This is a genomic window from Chryseobacterium oncorhynchi (genome assembly GCF_002899895.1).
GTDB lineage: Bacteria > Bacteroidota > Bacteroidia > Flavobacteriales > Weeksellaceae > Chryseobacterium > Chryseobacterium oncorhynchi.
The window spans coordinates 619248-642654 of record NZ_PPEI02000002.1; the positions used below are offsets into that span (position 1 = coordinate 619248).

General features: G+C 36.2%; 19 protein-coding genes. 7 read left to right on the forward strand and 12 right to left on the reverse strand.

Annotation, left to right across the window (positions count from 1 at the left end):
• Positions 1-13: 13 nt before the first annotated feature.
• Positions 14-829 (forward strand): DUF2314 domain-containing protein, encoded by an 816-nt coding sequence (locus C1638_RS08485; RefSeq protein ID WP_109620013.1) that lies wholly within the window; start codon positions 14-16, stop codon positions 827-829.
• Positions 830-945: 116 nt separating this feature from the next.
• Here the strand turns inward: C1638_RS08485 and gldG are convergent, their stop codons facing one another.
• The 4 genes from gldG to kbl form a co-directional block, all read right to left on the reverse strand.
• A complete protein-coding gene (gene gldG / locus C1638_RS08490) occupies positions 946-2616 on the reverse strand; it encodes a gliding motility-associated ABC transporter substrate-binding protein GldG (RefSeq protein ID WP_109620015.1) in 1671 nt (556 codons plus the stop codon).
• Between the two features lie 4 nt (positions 2617-2620).
• A complete protein-coding gene (locus tag C1638_RS08495) occupies positions 2621-3349 on the reverse strand; it encodes an ABC transporter permease subunit (RefSeq protein WP_109620017.1) in 729 nt (242 codons plus the stop codon).
• A gap of 60 nt (positions 3350-3409) precedes the next feature.
• Positions 3410-3961 (reverse strand): CopD family protein, encoded by a 552-nt coding sequence (locus C1638_RS08500; protein WP_109620019.1) that lies wholly within the window; start codon positions 3959-3961, stop codon positions 3410-3412.
• Between the two features lie 171 nt (positions 3962-4132).
• A complete protein-coding gene (kbl, locus tag C1638_RS08505; RefSeq protein WP_109620020.1) occupies positions 4133-5329 on the reverse strand; it encodes a glycine C-acetyltransferase in 1197 nt (398 codons plus the stop codon).
• Between the two features lie 158 nt (positions 5330-5487).
• Here kbl and C1638_RS08510 point away from each other — a divergent pair, with 158 nt between their 5' ends.
• Positions 5488-6366: a cupin-like domain-containing protein gene (locus C1638_RS08510; protein WP_109620022.1), complete on the forward strand. Its 879-nt coding sequence runs from the start codon at positions 5488-5490 to the stop codon at positions 6364-6366.
• 34 nt (positions 6367-6400) lie between these two features.
• Here the strand turns inward: C1638_RS08510 and C1638_RS08515 are convergent, their stop codons facing one another.
• From C1638_RS08515 to priA, 3 genes are all read right to left on the reverse strand, one after another.
• On the reverse strand, positions 6401-8332 hold the full coding sequence (locus C1638_RS08515; RefSeq protein WP_109620024.1) for a M1 family metallopeptidase: 1932 nt from the start codon (positions 8330-8332) through the stop codon (positions 6401-6403).
• Positions 8333-8419: 87 nt separating this feature from the next.
• Positions 8420-9889: a D-alanyl-D-alanine carboxypeptidase/D-alanyl-D-alanine endopeptidase gene (gene dacB / locus C1638_RS08520; protein WP_109620026.1), complete on the reverse strand. Its 1470-nt coding sequence runs from the start codon at positions 9887-9889 to the stop codon at positions 8420-8422.
• 160 nt (positions 9890-10049) lie between these two features.
• Positions 10050-12497, reverse strand: a complete 2448-nt coding sequence (gene priA / locus C1638_RS08525; protein WP_109620028.1) for a replication restart helicase PriA — start codon at positions 12495-12497, stop codon at positions 10050-10052.
• Positions 12498-12599: 102 nt separating this feature from the next.
• Here priA and C1638_RS08530 point away from each other — a divergent pair, with 102 nt between their 5' ends.
• The gene (locus tag C1638_RS08530) at positions 12600-13349 is read left to right on the forward strand and encodes a sulfite exporter TauE/SafE family protein (protein WP_109620030.1); all 750 of its coding nucleotides are present in this window, start codon (positions 12600-12602) and stop codon (positions 13347-13349) included.
• 10 nt (positions 13350-13359) lie between these two features.
• On the opposite strand, the gene C1638_RS08535 is transcribed toward C1638_RS08530, so the two are convergent.
• From C1638_RS08535 to C1638_RS08555, 5 genes are all read right to left on the reverse strand, one after another.
• A complete protein-coding gene (locus C1638_RS08535) occupies positions 13360-14268 on the reverse strand; it encodes an AEC family transporter (RefSeq protein WP_109620032.1) in 909 nt (302 codons plus the stop codon).
• Between the two features lie 137 nt (positions 14269-14405).
• On the reverse strand, positions 14406-16886 hold the full coding sequence (locus C1638_RS08540; RefSeq protein WP_109620632.1) for a beta-mannosidase: 2481 nt from the start codon (positions 16884-16886) through the stop codon (positions 14406-14408).
• Positions 16887-17028: 142 nt separating this feature from the next.
• Positions 17029-17691, reverse strand: coding sequence for a copper homeostasis protein CutC (locus tag C1638_RS08545; RefSeq protein WP_109620034.1), 663 nt, complete (start codon positions 17689-17691; stop codon positions 17029-17031).
• A 14-nt stretch (positions 17692-17705) separates the two neighbouring features.
• Complete coding sequence (locus C1638_RS08550; RefSeq protein ID WP_109620036.1) at positions 17706-18269, reverse strand: hypothetical protein; 564 nt, start codon at positions 18267-18269, stop codon at positions 17706-17708.
• Positions 18270-18440: 171 nt separating this feature from the next.
• A complete protein-coding gene (locus tag C1638_RS08555; protein WP_109620038.1) occupies positions 18441-19436 on the reverse strand; it encodes an isoaspartyl peptidase/L-asparaginase family protein in 996 nt (331 codons plus the stop codon).
• Positions 19437-19548: 112 nt separating this feature from the next.
• Here C1638_RS08555 and C1638_RS08560 point away from each other — a divergent pair, with 112 nt between their 5' ends.
• The 4 genes from C1638_RS08560 (at position 19549) to C1638_RS08575 (ending at position 23284) form a co-directional block, all read left to right on the forward strand.
• Positions 19549-20154 (forward strand): Crp/Fnr family transcriptional regulator, encoded by a 606-nt coding sequence (locus C1638_RS08560; protein WP_185140418.1) that lies wholly within the window; start codon positions 19549-19551, stop codon positions 20152-20154.
• A gap of 205 nt (positions 20155-20359) precedes the next feature.
• Positions 20360-20731, forward strand: a complete 372-nt coding sequence (locus C1638_RS08565; protein WP_109620040.1) for a DUF3302 domain-containing protein — start codon at positions 20360-20362, stop codon at positions 20729-20731.
• The gene (locus C1638_RS08570) at positions 20725-21882 is read left to right on the forward strand and encodes an HlyD family secretion protein (RefSeq protein ID WP_109620042.1); all 1158 of its coding nucleotides are present in this window, start codon (positions 20725-20727) and stop codon (positions 21880-21882) included. Before C1638_RS08565 ends, C1638_RS08570 begins: the two co-directional genes overlap by 7 nt.
• Before the next feature lies 1 nt (position 21883).
• Positions 21884-23284, forward strand: coding sequence for a TolC family protein (locus C1638_RS08575; protein ID WP_109620043.1), 1401 nt, complete (start codon positions 21884-21886; stop codon positions 23282-23284).
• Positions 23285-23407 lie beyond the last annotated feature (123 nt).

Here is a 23407-nt window from a genome sequence, read left to right on the forward strand (position 1 = left end):
CACAAACTAGTATATGGAAGAGAACCCAACTTTTTTTGCAGATGGAAATGATCCGGAAATGATCAAAGCCTTTAAAAAAGCACAGGAAACGTTTAAATATTTCTGGAGAGAACAATCTTGGGAATATAGAAGAATTATCCCCGGATTGAATGTTTCATGCGTAAAAGCAGCGTTTTCCGAAAAAGATGAAGCAGGAGAAACAATTGTTGAACATATGTGGATCAACGACATTAATTTTGATGGGGACACTGTAAAAGGCTACCTGATTAATGAGCCTAATGACCTTAAAAGTGTACAAGTTGGAGACTATTTTGAAATTCCTTTAACTGATATCAGTGACTGGCTTTTTGCGATTACACCAAGTGTACAGAAACCTAAGGGGCTTTCTAAATTATTTTCTTCTTCCACAGAACCTCTTCCGAAAACCTACGGCGGATTCAGTATCCAAAAGATGCGTTCAGATATGTCTAATGCGGAAAGAAAAGATCATGATAATGCATGGCAAATGGACTTCGGAGACTTTAATGATATTCTGGTCGTTAATAATCAGAAAGAAGAACCTGAAAACCTGATTGAACACCCGATGAGTAAAAACATGAAAGAAAAATTTGTCGAGTTTTTACAACAAAATCCTGATGATATTCAACATATAGATGAAGATGGCCTCACTCTTCTTCATAAGGAAACGATTGCCGGAAATTTAACTACTGTAAAAGTTATTTTAGAGTCTGGAGCTGATAAAAATGTTCAATCAAAAGCTGGTAAAACAGCCTTGGATTATGCCAGACAACTGAAATGGGAACATATTATTCCAGTCCTGGAAAATTAAGATACAAGACTTTAACGTCAAATAAAAATAGGCTGCATTCATTCACGAAGCAGCCTATTTTTATCATTATTTTCTGAAATAAAAAAAGAGAAGCATTTTGCTTCTCTTTCTATTTTCTATCCAAATTTCTTCTTTCTTAACCAGAAGAATAAACCTCCAATAAGGCCAATAACAGCCAGAGGAAGCAGTAAGTTCAGCCACTGCCAGTTGGTTTTTTCTTCTTCTATTCTATGTCTGTCTAGAAGTCTTTCTTCGATATTTCTATTTCTTAATTCCATCAGATTGCTATCATCCAACAGATAATCCAAAGCATTTCTAAGGAACTGTTCGTTTCCGAATTGCTCATTAGTCAGCATATCTGCTCCCAAAGGAAGTGGTTTTCCTTTAATTACTTTATTTCTTCCTATATCCCCATCTGCAATCACGATCATTTTATTTTCAGGGCTTTCTGCCTTAAAGCCAGGGTAAGATTTTCTTTCAATTCTTGATGCATAAGCAGAATTAAATTTCCCCTCCAGTGCTACCGCAAATATCTTTGGGGTACTTGGTTTTTCCATTTGTCCAAGACTGTCTACGCTGGCAATTTCCTTTAGATCAACATAGTTGGGCACCTGCTTCAACAATGTTCTTTCACTGGATTCAAAAAGCACCTTGGTCTTGATATTCTTTCTTCCTCCCAAAGTATCTATGGAAGTCGGAAATTCAAATTTTACAGGGTTAATATTTTTGGTAATCGGATTATTATTTTCAGCAATTCCCAGAGGAAAGTAAGGCCAAGGAAGACTTGTAAACTGAGGATTTCCACTCACCTCTCCTGTTACCAGCTTCAGCAAGGCAAATTTCTTTACATCTTTTACCAATGCAGTATTGATTCTTACTCCATAATTGAAGAAGAAATCTGTCATATTAACATCAATTGGAAAAGGCATCACCTTTTTAGACCTTGTTAATGTATCCATTTCAGCATTCACCGCATCAATCATCCAGAGTGTTTTCCCGCCATTCATAATATATTGGTCAAGAATTACTTTTTCATTATCTGTAAAAGCTTTTCTTGGCTTTGCAATGACTAAGGCACTCATCTGTTTCAATAAAGGAAGATCTTCAAGACTAAGCTCTGTTTGATTTTTAGGAATAATGGGGCCTGCATCATAATTTTCCATCGCCAATTGTACAAATCCCTGGAATTCATCAGGGCTTAATTCATCCTGATTAACCAAAATTCCTACTTTTTTTCTTTTATCGGCAGCAATATTTTTAATGTTTGAAACAAGGCTGTATTCTAATCCTTCAATCGATCTTGTAAGTTGCTGATCAGCGTCTATACCTGTTTGCTGAACAATTAAAGGAATGGAAACTCCTGTTTTATTATATTTAATAACAGCATACGGAAAAATAGTAATCTGTGAGAATTTTCCATCCTTGGAATCTGGAAGGTATGATGGCTGCATTCCCATTGCTGCCAAGCTATCTGCCGGTATTTTAGACTTCAACGGATCGATGAATTTAAAATCAATTTTTGAATTAATTTTTCGGAATTCTTCCAGCATAAACTTTGTTTCTCCCTGAAGCTGCTTAAAGCTTGCCGGAAAGTCTCCTTCAAGGTAAACTTCAACAGTTAAAGGCTTCTTAACAGATTCCAATACCTTAATGGTACTCTCAGAAAGGGTGTATCTTTTTTCCTTTGTCAGATCCAGTCTGATCCCTGAATAGGTCAGAATAATAACTAAAGGAATAATAGCAAATAAGAAAATTCCAAATGGAGATTTAGCATTGATCTTCTTCATAATTCTACTTCTTTTTGTTAATAAAATGATTAGACAATACTAATGAAGCGCCAATCACCAGAATAAAATAAGCAACATCTTTTACATCTACAAGGCCTCTTGTAAAGCCTAGAAAATGTTGATAGAAACCTATATTCTGAAGAATAAAGTCTGCTCCTCCTAATAATTTATAGCTCGCTAGTTGCTCAATTCCAAAATACATAATAAAGCACATGAAAACACCCAACAGATAAGCCATGATCTGGTTTTGTGATAATGAAGAGGCTAAAATTCCTACTCCTGAAAAAGCAGCAATCAGAATAATTAGTCCGATATAACTTCCGAAAGTCATTCCGAGGTCAATATTACCCTCAGGAACTCCTAAAACATATATGGTATAGAGATAAATCAGTGACGGAATCAGGCATAAAACCCCAACAATCCATACTGAAAGAAACTTTCCCGTTACAAGATCTGAAACCTTTAATGGCTGTGAAAAAAGCCAGTTCAGTGTCCCCGTTTGCTGTTCTTCGGCGAAAGTCTTCATTGAAAGTGCCGGAATGATAAACATCAACAGCCACGGAACTAAAACAAAATAACTTTGCAGCGATGCTGCCCCGATCTCAAAAATATTAGAATCGTTGTCGAAAAAGAACAGGAAAAGAGTCGTGATCAAACTGAATGCGGCAATGATTACCCATGCGCTCCAGTTTCCAAAGTAACTCCAAAGTTCTTTCTTTAAAATTGCAATCATAGTTTTTTAGTAGAATGTAATAAGTAGGAATGCATTAGGGCACATGTCCTACTTTCACAATTATTTCTTTTTTTTATTCTTATTAACAAGTTTTACGGTCATCATGATCAGAAATACAAGAACGAAAAATCCTGTAATTAATTGCCACCAATATGTAATTGCCATAGATTTTAAAATCACGGTAAATACAACAAGAAACAAAATGAATGTAGCAATTTCGTTAGCTTGTCTCAATTTAATGTTGGCAGTTTCTAAAGTATTTCCGTTAAGCGCTTTTAAATGAAGCACTTTCTTCCAGCACCAGTAATGATAAACGGCAAGACCGATCAGGAATGTTAGTTTTAAATGAAACCAACCCATCTTCATTAATCCCGGATTCAAAAAGATCATGACCAATCCGCATACCGCCATAATGACTCCGGCAGGAACGGTAATAATATTCCACAGCCTACGAGCCATAAAAGTATACTGCTCCCTCAAAATTTTCTTTTTTTCGTCCGGAAATTCATCGGTATCTTTATAGTAAACGAATATTCTTACGAGATAGAAAATCCCCGCAAAATAGCTTACCATAAAAATAATGTGCAGCGCTTTGATTATTGTATAAAGCATTCAGAAAAATTAACAGCAAAGATAAGCTTATTATGTAATTGTTAAAAATATTTTTCTTTTGATCAGGAAAATATAATTAAACTGTATTTATATAGAAAACACTTCGGCTCGGGGCAGCAATGCTGCCCCGAGCCGAAGATTATATTTTATTGATCGTATTCAACTCAAAAATTAAGAGATCACACCCAATTCTTTTCCTACCTTTTCAAAAGCAGCAATAGCTTTATCAAGATGCGCTTTGGTATGAGCTGCAGATAATTGAACTCTGATTCTCGCCTTTCCTTTTGGTACTACTGGATAGAAGAATCCAATAACATAGATTCCCTCATCCATTAATTTTTCAGCCATTTTCTGAGAAAGTGGCGCATCATAAAGCATTACAGGAACAATGGCAGCGTCTCCTTCAGGGATATCAAAACCTTTAGCTTTCATCTCTGTTCTGAAGTATTCTGCATTTTCCATTACCTTATCACGTAATGAAGTATCATCTGAAATCATGTCCAACACCTTCAAAGCAGCACCTACAATCCCAGGAGCCAATGAGTTGGAGAATAAGTAAGGACGAGAACGTTGTCTCAACATATCGATGATTTCTTTTTTACCAGACGTAAATCCTCCTAAAGCACCACCAAGAGCTTTTCCTAATGTAGATGTAATAATATCTACTCTACCCATTACTTCGTTAGCTTCATGAGTTCCACGACCTGTTTTTCCGATAAATCCGGTTGCGTGAGAATCATCCACCATTACCAAAGCATCATATTTATCTGCAAGATCACAAACACCTTTCAGATCAGCAACAATACCATCCATTGAGAAAACTCCGTCAGTAACAATAATTTTGAAACGGTGATTCTTTTCTGAAGCAGTAATCAATTGAGCCTCAAGATCAGCCATATTATTGTTTTTGTAACGGTATCTTGCAGCTTTACAAAGACGAACTCCGTCAATGATGGAAGCATGATTCAGTTCATCTGAAATAATCGCATCCTCTTCAGTAAACAATGGTTCAAAAACCCCACCGTTTGCATCAAATGCAGCGGCATAAAGAATAGTATCCTCAAGACCAAGAAAATCTGCAATCTTTGTCTCTAATTCCTTATGAATATCCTGTGTTCCACAGATAAAACGTACAGATGACATTCCATATCCGTGGGATTCAATCATATCCTGAGAAGCTTTCATTACCTCCGGATTATTGGATAATCCTAAGTAATTATTAGCACAAAAGTTCAAAAGCTTCTTTCCGTTAGCTTCAATTTCTGCACTTTGTTGAGAAGTGATGATTCTTTCTTTTTTGAAAAGTCCATCATTTTCAATATTTTGAAGTTCGTTCTGTAAATGTTGTAGGTATTTTTCAGAAATCATTTTTAGTAATTTTTTAGATGTGCTAATTTACTAAAAAGGCAGTAAAATAAAACCTTTTATAGCCTTAATTCTAAAATTTGATATAAGATTGAGTTTTTAACATTATTAGTCTACAAAATTAGTAGGATAATATTTATATTTGTTTTAAAATTAAGAATATGCGATTGATTCCGGTACAGAAAATAAAGAAAATAGTTTCAAGAACCTTTATAAATGAATATATGAAGCCCAAGGTTCCTGTTATTCTTGAAGATTTTGTAGATCCTGAAAGTCCGGCCTTTAAAAAATGGAATTATGAATATTTTAAAGAAATAGCAGGAAATCATCAGGTAGATATATATGGCAGTGAACTAGATTCCATGGACAGAGTAGCAAGTGAGCCTATTATGCAGACTTCATTTTCAGAATATCTGGATTTGATAGATTCTACTCCCACTGAGCACCGCCTTTTTTTATTTAATTTACTAAGCATTAAACCCGAACTTAAGAATGATATTTTTTACAATGATGTTACCAATGGCAAAATATTGAAATGGCTCCCCTTTATGTTCTTTGGCGGAGAAGGTTCTGCTACCCGAAATCATATTGACATTGATATGTCCCATGTTTTTATCACTCAATTTCAAGGAATAAAAAAAGTATGGCTGTTTCCGCGTGAACAATCTAGTTTTATGTACAAACTGCCTTACAACTTCCATAGTTTGACTCATATTAAAAATCCTGACTTCAGAGAGTATCCCGCGCTCCTCTACTTAGATGGTTATGAAGCCATTCTTCAACCTGGTGAAACTCTTTACATTCCAGCCGGATGGTGGCATTATATACAGTATGAAACCGGAGGCTACTCCATATCTGTCCGGGCACTTCCCTCAAGTTTTATTGAAAAATGGAATGGCTTTAAAAATTTGATTATTATAAGGAATTTCGACAATGCAATGCGCTATGTCTTTAAGGAAAAATGGTTCAGATATAAAGTGAAAATCGCCAAAGAAAGAGGGGCAAGAGCTGCCAGAAAACAAAGAAGCTTTCAAATTTGAAAGCTTCTTTTTATATGATTAAATTAAATATATTTTAATGCTTAATAAATTTAATGTGTTTTTCATTGACAGTGAAGATATAAGTACCCGGTACCAATTCTGCAATTCCTATTGTCTTACCAGGTTGATAGATGTCTTTTCTGATCAACTTTCCATCTATAGCATGAATGATGTAATCTGTTGCTTTATCAACTCCATTAAGGTAAAGTTCATTTTTTGCAGGATTAGGATATAAACCAAATTTTTCTTTCTCTACAGAAGAAACACTCAGATTATTATCTTGAATCACCGTGGAATTCTTTTGCAGAATCTGATATTCATAATTAAACTGAATACTTGAAATCGGGAAAGTAATGGCTTCTGTAAAATTTTGATTGTTTGAAGTGTTATTCAACACCAAATAAGCCGTTTGCCCTCCTGTTCCACTCACTTTAATGGGTAAAGGCAGTTCAAAAAAACTTACAGATGGCATACTTTGCGTCTGGGAAACGTTTAACAGCACTTGATTCCCAAGCTGTCTCCATTTTATGTTGTAAATAGGATACCCCTCTCCATACACCCAGTCATTAAAAAATTCCGTGAAATCTTTTCCAGTAGACTGAAGCAGTGACGTGCTAAAGTCTGAAGTTCGTACATAATTATAAGCCAAAGCCGGTCTTCCGTGATAATCCTTAATAGCCTGATAAAAAGCAGTATCCCCCAAAATCCATTTCAACATTCTTAACACATACCCTCCTTTAGCATAAGAAAGTCTGCTGTCGAAAATTCTGTTGACGTTGGTAAGGCTTGCATCAGGAACATACACCGTTCCTCCCGCTGCTCCTGTAATATAGCTGGTCTGATTGGCCAAATAACTCATAAACTCGGTGTTGGTCATCAGCAGTTTTTCATTGGTTACATGCTCTCCAAAGGTTGCAAATCCCTCATTCAGCCAGATGTCATTCCAAGCACCACAGGTTACTTTATCTCCAAACCATTGGTGGGCAAGCTCGTGAGCAATAAGACTTTTACCCCAACCACTCATAGAAGACATTGTTTGATGCTCCATTCCTCCTCCATTAAGGTATTCCATATGTCCATATTTTTCATCACGGAAAGGATAAGGGCCAAAATATGTCTCATAGGTATTCATAACCTGCTTCGTCCATTCAATATTGGATACCAGCGTAGAGTTCGCTGCTGTTGCGGGATAAACATAGTTCACAAACGGGAATGGCGGGTTCCCGATGGTGCTGTTTAGCTTTGTATAATTAGTGATTCCCAGTGCAATCAGATAAGCAGGAGTAGGATACATCGTTCTCCAGAAAGTAAGCTTCTGCGATGTTGCAGGAAGATTTGTTTCAGACATCAATTTACCGTTTGCTGCCACGTTGTATTGTGATGGGGTTGTAATTTTAAAATCAACTCTTTCAATCTTATCATTGAGACTTTGCTTGGTAGGAAACCAATCCTGCGCCCCATAAGGCTCATTTAAAGTAGAAAAAACAGGTGTCCCTCCCTGAGTTCCCGTCATCACAGTATTGTAATACGGATCCGGAGTTCCGGAATAATGAATAGTTAAAGAATCTAATGTATTAGCTGCAATGGAAGCCGGAAAATCTATTTTAATTTCCTTGCTAGGCAGCTGCTGAAAAGGAATGCTATTTCCATGATATTGTACCTGAGAAACTGATAACAGATTGGTAAGGTCAAAATAAATACTTCCCATATTCTGACTAGGTTTAAAATGAGAAGTTACTGAACCGGAAATATTTTTAACGGTTGGGTTTAAAGTAACATCCATTCTTTGATACCGAAGATCATAGTTGAGTGTATTCGGATTGACATTTCCTACAGCCATTCTGTTGGCAAAGGATTTCTTTTCCTTTTTTATCAATCCTTTCATTTCAATATTCTGGTCCTGCGTTTGTGCATAAAACTGTTGAGATACCAGAAAACCCAACATCAGGAGGTAAACTTTTTTCATAGATGAAAATATTATAGAATTCAAATATAAAAAAAACCTTTTAATCATTGATTAAAAGGCCTTTATAATATATAAAATAAATACTTTTTAAAGTTCCAGAGCCGGTTCCAGAATTTTTTCCATTCTTTTCTTCACCATATCCACTGATCCGGAATAGTTATTTACCATTAACGAAAACACTAATGTTTTACCGGAATTGGTTTTCAAATATCCTGCTAATGTCTTCACTTTATTTAAAGTTCCGGTTTTAGCAAAAACCTGTCCATTCCCCTCTCCGATAAACATTCTTTTCAATGTTCCGGATTGTCCTCCAATTGGAAGAGAAGTTAAATATGATCTGTAATATTTTTCATCCATCAAGGAAGTCAGAAATTTAACCTGAGAAATTGGAGTTACGTTATTACTTCTTGAAAGCCCGCTTCCATCCATATAATTGAGTCCTATCATATCAAAACCTGCATCTTTTAAGTGATCTGTCACTACAATTCTACCTGATTCTGAAGTCTGATCTCCCATTTTCTGGAATCCTACTGTTTTTAATAACGCTTCCGCCAATGAATTATCACTATGTTGGTTGGTATAGTATATAATATCACTTAAGGTTGGAGACTTGTAAGCTGAGATCATTTTTCTGTTTTCAGGAACAGCATCTGTCATTTTAGGAGTTACTTTTCCTGTAACAGAAATTCCGCTTTTCACCAGTGTTGTTCTGAATGAATTAGCCAAATAAGCTGGTGCGTCTGGAATTTTTGTTGTTAAAATACCGTCTCCCTCATACTTTTCAGCATATACCATCTGATGGGCATAAGGCGAAACATAGAAGAATTTCTTTTCTGTAGAGAAACCTCCTTTCTTTACGATCAGTTTTTCATTAGCCGGGTTAATTCCTCGGGTTGTACCTGCAGGCAGATAGTAATTATTGTTTTCTAGCCATACAACATTTTCCGGAAGCATTGAAATATTGCCTTTGAAAAGCGCTGTCTGAATAATAATATCACCATTCACCTTTTTGATTCCCTCACGTGAAACTCCACCTATGAAATCTGAGATAATGTCTCTGTAAGATCCTGCTCCTGCCTTATTTGTTCCTAGGGACGGATCACCACTTCCTATAACATACAGGTTTCCATTTAAAACGCCATTCTCATCAACAGTTCCTGAATACTCCAGCTGAGTCATCCAGCGATAGTTTTCACCCAAAAGGTTTAAAGCTGTTTCTGTAGTTAAAAGCTTTGTAGTGGAAGCCGGGACCAACGGAGTGCTCTCATTGTACGAAGAAATCACTTTCTTCGTTTTCGGGTCATACACTACGAATCCCCAGGTTGCATTTTTCAGCACGGGATCCGCCATCATTGTGTTTACATTAATATCTACAAGTTCTTTAGCAGACAATACAGTCTTCTCCACCATTGTGCTGACAGGTGACGGCAGGTTTAAGCTGCTTTTCTGATTGTCATAATTTTGGGAGTAAAGAACAGTAGAAACGGTAGATTGAGCCATGAAAAAACCAGAAGCCAATACCGCTGCGCTTGAAATATATTTTCTGAAATTTACCATCTATCTTCTTTTTGTTCTATAGTTTGACGCTATAAAAAATGATAAGTTAAATCATTCAATTAAAGAGCCAAACACTTAATCAACGTCCAAAAGTAGAAATTATTGTTATATAACGGACCATAGCCGTCTTATAAAAGAGTGTAAAGTTTGTTAAAAATTGTTAAAAATCAACAAAAACGTCTTTTTTAATGCTTTGATAAGCAGTGATTTCATCAAATTCTTTCAAACTTATTAAAACCAACCCCTTATACCTTTCATAGTTTTTCCCGCGGGGTAACTTTAATAGAATTTGGAATTGATATAAATTATTTAGCCTGGCAATTTGTGCCCTTTCCGGACCTAAAATACAATCTTCAGGAAGGTATTTTCGAAGAATTGAGCCTAAAAACTGAGAAGCACGATCTACTTTATCATCTCTTCTGTGCTTCAGTTCAATCATAATCAGCTTAGTAAACGGCGGATAATTAAACTTCTGGCGTTCTGTAAGGATATACTTATAGATCTTTGCAGGGTTATTCATTTTGATCAACTGAAATACAGAATGATCAGGATTATAGGTCTGAATCAGGATTCTTCCTTTTCCGGAAACTCTTCCAGCTCTTCCGGAAACCTGCGTTATTAATTGATAGGCTCTTTCCTCAGCTCTGAAGTCCTGTACATATAATAAGGAATCAGCCTTAGGAATGGCTACCAATTCTATATGGTCAAAATCCAGCCCTTTGGAAATCATCTGCGTACCCACCACAATATCTGTTTCTCCATCCTCAATCTTTTCATACAGCTTTTCGTAGGCAAATTTCTTACGCATGGAATCTACATCCATCCTATCCACTTCATTTTCAGGGAATATTTTGGAAACTTCCTCGTGAATTTGCTCTACGCCTACTCCTCTTTCGTTGAGTTTTTCAGAATTACATTTTGGGCAGGTTTTTGGTTTTGAGGCTCTTTGTCCGCAGTAATGACATTTCATTTCATTGGCAGCCTTATGGTAGGTCATTACCACATCACAATTGGAGCAGTAGTTGACGTAGCCACACGTTTCACATTCTATAACGTTGGCATAGCCACGTCTGTTATGGAGAACGATTGCCTGATTTTTTTCATCAACCGTTTTCTTAATCTCATCAATCAGTCTTAAGGAAAAGTTCCCGGAAACCTTTTTAGATTCCTGAGCTTCTTTGAAATTGATCAGTTCATATTCCGGTAGATTAACATTCCCAAACCTTGCATCCAGAAAGATGTATTTCATTTTATCTTTTCTGGCTCTGTAATAACTTTCAACAGATGGGGTTGCAGATCCTAGAATTACTCCTGCTTCATATAAACCACCCAGAACCAAAGCAGCATCCTTGGCATTAAAGTACGGGGAAACTTCTCTTGGTTTATAAGCAGAATCATGTTCTTCATCCACTACGATCAATCCAAGGTTTTGATAAGGCAAAAACAAGGCATTTCTGGTTCCGACAAGGATACGGATATCATTCTGCTTAATTCTTCTCCATACTTCTACCCTTTCAAAATCAGTTAGTTTTTGATGATAGAAACCTAGCTGCCTGCCATATTTTTTTTCTAATCTTTGGGTAATTTGCTTGGTTAACGAAATTTCAGGAAGCAGAAACAAAACATTTTGTCCGTTTCTAACACATTCCTCTATTTTCTCTAAATAAATATGGGTTTTTCCGGATGATGTTACTCCATGAAGTAAAACATTCTTTTTTTCTTCAAAGGCTTCATCAATTTCGGATTTTGCTATTTTTTGCTGCTCAGAAAGTTCCTCAAGCTCTTCAATTTCTCCTTCATAGCTTTCAATCCTGTCTTTCTGCATATAATATTCCTCCACAAGACCTTTATCTGCCAATGCCTTGAAATGGGAACTCCCAAAATAACCATCTTCAAACAGCTCCGCCTTTTTAATATGAAGATCAGGCTTTTCAGTTTGCTTTTCCAAAATAAGAAGAAACAAATCTTTCTGCTTAGGGGCTTTATTTAGTTTTAAAAGAATTTCCGTAAGGTTCTGATTATTCAGAACATCTCCGTTAATTTTTACGTAGGCAACTTCTTTTGCCTTATATTTTTCAGCAATTTTCTCGTCAATCTCAATATATTGCAGATCAATGAGTGAATTGATGGTTTTAATAATTTCTTTCTTAGGAATAAATGCCTCAATATCTGTGAGGTTTACCAGCTGCCTTACTTCTAATGCCTGAACCAGGTACATTTCATTGACATCGAGGTTTTCAAAATCAACAACAATTCCCGGTCTTAATTTTAAATAGGTTTCACTTTCCAGCTTTAGAGAAGATGGAAAAGCAAGTCTGTAAATTTCTCCAAGATTGCATAAATAATATTCTGAAAGCCAGTTCCAGAAACTAATCTGCTCTTCCGGGAGTATTGGTTTTTCATCCAGAATACTGATAACTTCTTTGGCCACAAAATTCTCCGGAGCCAGATCATGAAGTTCAAAAACAATTCCTGTATAGATCTTTTTACCCCCAAATGGTACCAAAACCCGCATTCCCAGCTGAATTTCAGACATTAGTTCTTCAGGAACCTTATAGGTAAAGGATCCTTTTAAATTCAACGGTAAAACAATCTGAGTGTATTGCAAGGGAAATATTTAAAGTGTAAAATTAAATTTTTCTTTAGAGAACTGCAATCTTTTATTAATGATTGCCTTTTTTTGACCTAACTTTATTTACGATTCTTTTTCATGGAAAACTATATTTTATTATTTTTAATTGGACTTATTGCGGGAGCACTTAATGCAGCGGCAGGAGGTGGATCTTTCATTACTTTTCCGGCATTCATTTATGCAGGAGTTCCTCCTATTCAGGCCAATGCCTCAAGTACAGTAGCATTGTTTCCCGGTAGTCTGGCCAGCGCATGGAAATTCAGAGAATATATTAAGCCTTTTCCTGATATCTCAATAAAAGCAATGCTTATTCTTACTTTATTAGGTGGGTGTGCAGGTGGATTACTGCTTTTATATACTCCGTCAGATGGTTTCAATTTAATTGTTCCATGGCTTCTTTTATTAGGCTCACTTGCTTTTGCCTTTGGAAAACAAATGGGCAATTGGCTTAGACAAAAAATACATATTGGCTCTGGATTGGTATTAGGAGCTCAATTTATTTTAGGAATATACGGTGGTTATTTTGGCGGAGCAGTAGGAATTATGATGATGGCAGTATGGTCATTATTTGGATTATCAGATATTAAAGTGATTAATGCTAATAAAACTCTTTTTACAGGAATAGCGAATGCTGCTGCTGTTATTCTATTTATTTCAGCAGGCAAAATATATTGGCCAGAAACATGTACCATGATGACAGCAACAATTTTAGGGGGTTATTTTGGAGCACATTTTACTAAAAAAATTGATCCTGTGAAGCTAAGAACCGGAATTGTAGTTTTCAATTTTATAATTACTACTGTTTTCTTTATCAAAACCTATATTTAGATAAATTTATCTAAAAAACAATTTCTATTATTTTATACCAAACAGCAGTAGTCAAAAATCCAACAATAATACTGAATCCAATGATAAGATTGGTGAGTTTTGTATTTAACCTAAACTGTTCTGCAATGATACTTGAAGTGACTAATGTAGGCATTGCTGCTTCAAATACAGTAATTTTTGCTACATCTCCTTTTATTCCAAATAATAAAGCCATTCCTAAGACAATTGCCGGTGCCAAAATCAATTTATAAAGCATGGAAGCAGACATCTGCGGAATCAATTTTTTCCAGCCGTTAAACTTCAATTGTAATCCTACTGAAAATAATGCCAACGGGCTTACTGTGGCTGCAAGCTTATCAAAAAATGGTTCTGCAAAAGTAAAATCTATGAATTGAGATAATACCAAAGCCGAGATACAGCCAATTAACGGTGGAAATGTGATCAAGCGCTTAAGAATAAATAATGCGCTTACTTTTCCGGACTTACTTCCCCCTTTTACAGCGGCAATAATTCCTAATGTTGAAAGGGCAAAGAACATGGTTTGGTCACATATAATAGCGATACTTAATAAGCCCTCTCCATAAAAGGCACTAATTAGAGGGAATCCGATGAATGACGTATTACTGTACCCACTCGCCAGCTCCAAGGTACTTCTGGAACGCCTTGAATAGCCCCGGCTTTTGCTGTAAAACATCATATAGATGAAACAAAATACAGAGATTAAAAAAGTAGCAGCAATCGGAAAAAGCATTTCCGTTGTCCATTGTACTTTTGGCAGATATTTAAAAGACACTGCCGGTAGAGCAAGATAAAGAATCCAGGTATTGATCCCCTTATGGGCATCCGGGTGGATAGATTTTGTTGCTTTGAATACCATTCCTGCAATAATGCATACTGCAATCAGAACAAAATTTACCATAACTATAAAGAAATATGATGCAAATTTACGGCTGATTTTTGAGTTGGGAATGGAAAATTTCCATTTTTTTGAATAAGCTGTTTACGGAAAATAATAAGATTTATTGTTGAGCTACCACGCAGATTTTGCAGATTTAATTATTCAATCAAAGCATCTATCAGGCTCATTACTTCTACTTTATCAAAAGATTTGGAAAGAGTGATTCTCTTTGAGGTTTTGGGTAACAGATCAAAAAAATTATCACTGAAGTGGGTATCTCCTATCAGATAAATATCTTTTGCCAATACATCTGTAGAGACTTCAATCTCTGTCGTTGATATTTTTTTAATGGTGATATTAGGTTTTAAAAGCTTTAAATCCTTGGGTTTTACAAAAAAGAAAAGTTTCTCCAGCTTTGTTGAGTCATTGTCTGAAGTGACCTTTAGAAAAGCTTTTGATAAGTCAAATTTGGAAAGTTCAGATTTATTAATGCTAAAAATATTCTCACTGATATTCCTATCAATTTTTTTGATCTTATTGGATTTCCAAAGTTGTTTTCCCTCAAAATCTATCAACTCAAATTTTGCATTTACCGTTATCTCTTTTAATAAATCATTGATTATATAAATATCATAAGTCTTATTTTTTTCTGCCATTGAAAGCAATACAGGTTCAAAACTTCTTTTTACCTGATAATGAAAGGCTTTCCAGTTTCCTAAATAATCTATGGAAGACCATGAAACCACTGGCCAGCAGTCATTAAGCTGCCAATATAAGGTTCCCATATTGTAAGGTTTTGCACGGCGGTGAGCCTCCATTGCTATTTGCATTCCTCTTGCCTGTAAGAGTTGTGAAACGTAGTTATACTTCACAAAGTCTTTCGGAATTTTATAATCCCGCTTCATATATTCGTTGATGATTTCCCAACCTCTTGTATGTTTTTCGTGAGCTTTAATGGTTGGGTTTTGCAGGTTTAGATCCGGAACACCTGAAAACATCGTTTTAGTAGTTCCCAATGTAGGCATACCTTGAAAACCGTATTCAGACATAAAGCGACCTACTTTTTCATTATACATTTCAAAGGGCTGTTCTCCCCACCAAACTCCCCAGTAATGGGAATCTCCCTCGGTAAGACTTTCTTTATGTCCCCACCCTATAGAAGGTGAACTTGGCCAATAGATATTCTTATCCGGCACAAGATTTTCTTTTAATGTATTGGGAATTACTTCATGAAAAAGCTTTTTATAATCTTTCCAGACCTGTAATGAGTCATTTTTTGAATATTTAAACTGCTTTTGATATCCCCAGTTGACAATGGCTTCATCAATCTCATTATTTCCACACCATAAGGCTATGGACGGATGATTCTGGAGTCTGTTGATTTGATCTTTTACTTCTTCTTTTACGTTATTCAGGAAGTCTTCATCTGCGGGATAGAAACTCCCAGCAAACATAAAGTCCTGCCACACCAAGATTCCGTTTTCATCACAGGCTTTATAAAATTCTTCATCTTCGTAAATCCCGCCACCCCAGATTCGGATCATATTCATATTGGCTTCTTTGGCAGCCTTGATGAGTCTTTGGTATTTTTCTTTTGTGATTCTTGGTGAGAAACTATCGGCAGGAATCCAGTTGGTCCCTTTGATGTATAAAGGATTTCCATTTACCTTAAAATAAAACGATTTCCCTTTTTCGTCTTTTTCCTGAATAAGTTCAACATTTTTCAAACCATAGGTAACATTGATATCACGAATAAACTGTCCTCCTTTTTTATATAATGTGATCTTCGTAGTATATCGATCAGGCTTCCCTATGCCATTGGGCTGCCATATTTGGGGGTTGTTAATTTTATAGGGAAGCACGATGGTATTTGAACCTTTTTTAAGATGAAAACGATGCATTCCTCTGTTCAGGTTAAACCTGGTAAAGTATTCTCCATCTTCTTCAACAAAGACTTTCATATTAAAGGAAACCTCAGCTAAAGTATCCGTTAATTTTTTCTGCTGAACCTGAACATTATTAACCTTTGCATTATTCCAAAATTCAAGCTTCACCTCTTTCCAGATTCCCGCAGTAACCAGCCTTGGCCCCCAGTCCCACCCAAACTGATATTGGGCTTTTCTTACAAAGCTTCTTGGTGCTTCCGGCATAGTAAACGGAACTTTTTTTGCCAGTTCCTTTCCTGTATTGACGGCAGATTTGAATCTGACCTGCACTATATTATCACCAATTTTAAGATTCTGTTTCACCGGAATCTCCCACTTTCTGAACATATTATCAGTTTTCTTCAGCAATTTTCCGTTAAAGTAAATCTCAGAAAATGTATCTAATCCGTTAAAAACAAGTTCAATATTATTGTATTCAAATTCTTTTGATGAAACTTTAAAACTAGTCTGGTAATCCCAGTCTTCATTCTCCACCCATTGTACTTTCTTTTCATTTTCATCCTTGAAAGGATCCGGAATGAGTTTATTCGTCATTAGATCCTGATGAACTGTTCCCGGTACTTTTGCGGACAGCCAGCTTTGATCTTTGCTATTTTTGAACTGCCATTTCTCGGAGCATAAATTTCTTTCAGAAAACTGTGCTAAAAGGATATTCTGAATGAAAAGGAAAACAAAAAGGAGAGATTTATTCATGAATAGTTTTTCTGGAGTGTACTGGAGTGTGGTTTGTTTAAGTGAGTAAAGAATTACTGCCATTCATTCCTTACTCACTTAATATCAAACAATTTCATTTAAAACTCTATGTTTGGGATATCCCAAACAAAAAGCTCTGGCTTTATTTATTTTTCAGGGTGACCACCTCATCAGCATTAGCAAATGCCCCACCATCAGTGATGGCTGAAGAATGGAAATACTCTGCCTTTGTATAAGCTCGTATATCTTCAATATTTGAGGAGCGAAGACCTCCGCCTACAAGAATTTCCAGTCTTCCATCTGCAAGTTCTACCAGTTTTTTCAGATTTTCCTTTCCTTCAGAAACGTTAGGTTTTTGACCTGAAGTAAGAATGGTAGTAAAGCCACATTCAATTACTTTTTCCAGGGAACTGTCCAAACTGTTGGCTCTGTCGAAAGCACGATGGAACGTACAAGGAAGCGGTGAAGCCAGTTCTACCAAGATCTTATTTTGTTCTCTATTTACCTCATCATTTTCATCCAGAATACCGAATACAAAGCCATCTATATTTAATGACTTCAGGGCAATTAAATCAGTTTTCATCTGCTCAAATTCGGTATCTGAGTAGGTAAAATCACCTCCTCGTGGGCGGATCATCACGAAAATGGGGATGTTTATTTTCTCCCGAAGTTTTTTTGTTGTTTCAAAATTAGGAGTTGTTCCTCCTTCGCTTAATCCGTCACACAATTCTATTCTGTCTGCTCCGTTTTCAAAGGCAATGATTGCTGATTCCGGATTGAAACATGCTATTTCTATTTTTGACATTTTATTGTTTTTAATTAATTAGGTTCTTCCTGCAATACATCTGCAATCAGAAAGGAACCGTTTTCCTTTACTACTTTTACAACAGAGGGATATTTCGCTTTAAAACCATCATCTCTCAATACTACATTGAAGACATATTCATCCTTTGAAGATGATTTTAAATCACAATTTTCAACTTCAATATTGATCCAGTCCTGTCCGGAAATAAGAAATCCTATACCAATTCCTGCCTTTTTTGTATCAAACTTAGATTTCCATTTATTATCGAATTCTTTTTCTGTAAGGCTTCCGTCTACATCCATATCTACATTCATTGCATCGGTCTTATATTCATAGTAATCCTTGGTTGTTATTTTCTGCATTTCCTTATCCAGATTACCAAGATCAGTCTTAAAATAGCTTACCAGATTTTTTTTCAGCCACTGTTGTGCTTCCTGAGATTCGTTTACAAGAGTATCTGCTTCAGTCTTTTCAACAACATTTTCCTTTACCTGTGGTTCTTTTTGTACGTTTGTCTCTTTCTTTTCTTCCTTGCATCCTATCATTAAAAATAAGGAGGCTATCATTATTCTTTTCATATTCTTTCTGTCGATTTATATTTTGCTAAGCTATTTAGTGTTAAAATTATGGAATTAAACAAAGGTCGCAAATTGATACCATATGTATCATTACATCTCAAAGTACCAGTATTCAATTTTATCAAAGATAAAATCGTTGTGCATTTGCCTAAAAACAATATATTAATTAAGCTATTTTAAAGCAAATTCAGGTTTTTCAAGACGATTTCCTTTTTGATCATATACTGCGAAGTTGAACCCATCCTGAATACAGTAAGATCCATATTCACCATTCTTGTTGATGGCAATAAAACCTACCTGAATATCTTTTACATTTTTATTTCTTCTCTGATTGATCTTTACAATTCTTTCCACTGCTTCTTTGCAGGCTTCCTGTGGGCTTCTTCCCTGTCTCATCAATTCAACTACCAAATGGGTTCCTACTGTTCTAATGACTTCTTCACCGTGACCAGTTGCCGTTGCAGCCCCTACTTCATTGTCTACAAACAAACCGGCACCAATAATTGGGGAATCTCCCACTCTGCCATGCATTTTAAACGCCATTCCACTGGTGGTACAAGCACCTGAAAGGTTACCTTGCGCATCCAATGCGATCATTCCTATGGTATCATGATTTTCAATATTGGCAATGGGTTTATATTTGCTTGTCTTCAGCCATTCTTTCCATTCTTTTTCTGATTCGGGAGTGAGAAGATTTTCTTTTTTAAAACCTTGTGAAAGGGCAAACTGCAATGCTCCATCCCCTACCAGCATTACGTGAGGTGTTTTTTCCATTACCGCTCTGGCAACGGAAATTGGATTTTTAATGTTTTCAAGACATGCTACAGAACCGATATTATAGTTTTCATCCATGATACAGGCATCCAGCGTTACTCTTCCATCTCTGTCCGGACGTCCGCCATACCCTACACTTCTTTCTTTGGGATCCAGCTCCACCAGACGTACACCTCTTTCCACAGCATCCAGGGCCTTTCCTCCCTTTCCAAGAATTGTCCAGGCTTCTTCGTTTGCTTTTAACCCAAAATTCCAGGTAGAAAGAACAATGGGTTTGTTTACAGCTTTATTGTTTTGAGGTAATTGTGCTGCCATTAGGTCTAACGGATTTACAGCTAGTGCTGCTGTTGCGATCCCCAGCTTTTTGATAAAACTTCTTCGGTTATTGTTCATTGTATTTCAAATTATATAATACCTAGCAAATATCTTAAAAAAAGTTTAATGAAAGTCCTAAGACTGCTTAACCTAAACGTATATCTTATTTTTATTTATCTTTACGACCGTAATGGATCCATTTAAAACTTTCAGGAATATTGTTTTCTTTCAGGAATTATCTGATGAGGAAATTAATGTTTTGGTGAGTATCAGTACCCCGAAACTTCTTCGTAAAAAAGAAAAGCTGGTGGTACCGGGACAATCTTTCAATCATTTATTTATCCTTTCTAATGGTTTATTGAGGTTTTTCTTTGATGACGAGAACGGTATTGAAAGTAATCTTTTTTTACCTTCAGAAAAGGAAGCCGCCATTATGGAAAGCCCAGAATCATATTCTGGTGAAACTGAAAGAAAATATACTATAGAAGCCGTTATTGAAAGCCAGATTTTCTTATTTAACAAGGGTGAATTTGAAGAGGTTGCATTTCAGCATAGAGGCATTTATACTATGTACCTGAAGTCTTTGAAACAGATTATCGGCATTTTAAAAGTTCGTACTGAGCAGTTCTGTTCTACTTCTCCGCACTCCAGATATGAGGAGTTTCTGGAAAGCCGCCCATTCACTTCCCAAAATGCCAACAGAAAGTATATTGCTAATTTTCTGGGCATTACTCCCAATTCTCTTTCACGCATGACTGCCCGTATTCATAAAAAAAGGAACGAAAGAAAAAAATAACTTAGGAATACTTTTTCTCACTTTATTCATTCTATTTTTGCTTACTCAAAATACTGTTACACAATTTATTAAAAGCAAAATGAGAAGAATATCATTCACTAAACATTATCTATTATAGAATTATCTTTAAACTAAGGTAGCTGCCCTATTATCGTGTAGTTACAACCTTGTCTTACATTTCATTATTACCTTATACAATTATATTATGCAAAGAATATCCTTACTTCTCTGCCTGTTATTATCATGCAATTTTGTTCAAGCATCAACAGGTCATGTAGAAGACAATATAGCAAATGCCGCTTCATGGTTCATTTTACTTGTTTTACCAATCGCCGGCATCTATCTTTTCTGGAAAGTTCACATCTATCCTGAAAAGGTTGCTGAGGAAAAGAACCATCCTCAGCTGAAAGCCATAAAAAGTATGTGCCTCCTTTCCCTAATTTTTGGAGGCCTTTTATGGCCGGTTGCCTTAATCTGGGCCAACTATGATTATGGTAATCAAAATGATCAGAAAAAAGACACAGATCATATTGAAGAAGAAGAACTTAACACAATTGAAAACCAAACCCAATGCTAGAATTACTTGTTGCTATATATGCCGGAATATGCTGGCTTCTTATCAAAAAATTTAAACTTATTCCCTGGACATTTACTACTCAGGTTGTGGTATATTCTCTTCCTATTTTCGGGAGTATTGCTTTAATTCTGAGTCTTAATTACTATTGCCCCATTACTTCCGATGTAAAGGTGGGAAACAGAAGTGTTGACATCACTACCCAGGTTTTGGGAAAGGTAAAAAAGGTATATGTAAGTACCAATCAGGAGGTAAAGAAAGGAGATACATTATTTGTTCTGGACAGAGAACCTTATGTACAGGAGATTAAATCTCTGGAGGCGAAACTCAGCAATATGAAAGCTACTGTAAATTCCTATAACACAGATATTTCAGCCTCCAGAAAAAATATAGCAGGATTACAGTCTCAACTGGACCTTGCCAATAAAAGGGTTACCCAATATCAGGAACTGGTAGAGGCAGGTGCTGCAAACAAGTTCGATCTGGAGCAGGCGATAACAAACGTTCGTGATCTTCAGTCCCGAATCAGTGCTTCGCAATCACAGCAACAGTCTTTGGAAACAAAATCCAATGCTTCCTATGGCGGAGAAAATTCTTCTGTTTCTGAGATTCAGGCGAAACTGGATCAGGCGAAATGGAATCTTTCTCAAACGGTTGTTTTGGCGCCTACAGATGGTATTATTCCCAATGTTCAGTTAAATGAGGGGGCTATCATGGCTCCATTCAAGTCGGCCTTTGTTTTAATTCAAAAACAACAATCTGTTATTGGGTTCTTTGCCCAAAATGAGCTTGAATCTGTAAAAAATGGAAATGAGGTTGAACTTGCTCTTAAAACAGAACCAGGAAAGGTTGTAAAAGCTAAGCTTGAATATGTTATTGATGCCACCAGCCAAGGGATTATGAACAATGCAGGAGGAATGCTGGGCGGAAACGGATCTACCGCAGGACTTCCGGATACAGCCAGACAACTCCCTGAGACGGATGGAAAACTTATTGCCAAGTTTGTATTGGTAGATGAGCAAAAACAACTGACTGTTGGGGCAAGAGGAACAGCAGTGATCTATTCTGATCACATCAAGCCGCTTCATCTTATCCGAAAGGTAATGGTGCGCATTAGCAGTAAAATAAACTTCCTGATCCCTAAACTTCACTAAGATGTATAAAAAATTAATTGTACTGGGAGTTCTTTCTTTAAGCCTAAGTTCTTGTATTGGATACAAGGAACCTACGAAAGAAAATATGGATCAGCTTAAGGAAAAAAGCGAAATTGTTTCTCATCTTCAAATTCCGGATGACTGGATCTTTGACCGAAAAACTGATGCCAACTCATTTTCTTATGAATGGATTACAGATCTTAAGGACCAGCAATTGGAAACCCTGATTAATGAGGGAATGCAATACAATGCAGACATTATTATCGCCAAAGAAAAGCTCAATCAGGTGGAACTGGCTATGGAAATTGCAGGAAGCGATCTGTATCCAAGTGTAAGTGCTGTTGCCAATACCTCCAATAATCTGGTGAGTGAAACCCAGCTTCGACGTCTTGCCCTGAAAGCTAGCTGGGAAATAGATCTATGGGGTAAAAATAAGTCTTCACAAATGGCAAGTACAAGCAATTATTTTTCGGCAAAGCATCAAAATATCTTGCTTCATCAATCTATTGCGGGCATGATTGCAAAGGCTTATTTTTTAAATATTGCAGGAAATATTCAGGAGGATAAGATTGAAAGCTATATTCAGAAGTCTAAGGATCTGGAAAAGCTGTACACCCTCCAAAAAAAGGTGGGAACGGCTAATTCTTTGGATATTTCAAATATAACTGCGGAGATTATTTCTCTGGAAGGATATCTCGAAAAGGTTAAAAATGCAAATACTCAGTCCAGAAGATCTCTTGAATTGCTTACAGGAAAATATCCGGAGGGAAAGTTAGCAACCCAGAATTTTTTTAATCCTGTAAACAATGAGATCCCTAAGTCTTTCCCCTTTCAACTTTTAGAAAACAGATCGGATATACAGGCCAGTCATTTTCAAATAGAAAAAGCTTTTTATGAGGTGCAGCAGGCCAAAGCGGCAAGGCTGCCTTCCATTAGCATAAGCTCTTCTTTAGGAACTGCCGGAAGTAATGTAGAATCTCTCAATTCTTTATTTTCCAATCCGTTATTAAAGGTAGGTAGTGGATTAGTTTCTCCCTTATTCAATAATGGAAAATTGAAAAAGAATGTAGAAATAAAGGATTCTCAGCAAAAACAGATCGTTGAAGAATATTCAAAAACAGTGTTGAATGCACTGAATGAAGTGGAATCATCTTTAGCCAATCTACACTCCATTGAAAAACAATCTTCCTATAACACGAAAGCGATCAATGAATTGAAAAACAATATTAGTCTCACTCAGAAACAAATAAAGGTAGGTGCTAACAATAGTTTTGTATTAATCCGAAAGCAAAGGGATCTTCTTAAAAATGAGATGAACCTGATTAATCTGGATCTTCAATACAGAATAGAACGCATTAATCTTTATATGGCCTTGGGAGCAGAACACTTCATATCTTCATAATTTTATACAAAAAAAGACTACGGATTATTATTCGTAGTCTTTTTTATTTGGACTAAAACCCTCCCGTCAAATTTTCAATTTGTCAATCTGAATTTCTATAATACAAAATGGTTATATGGAAAT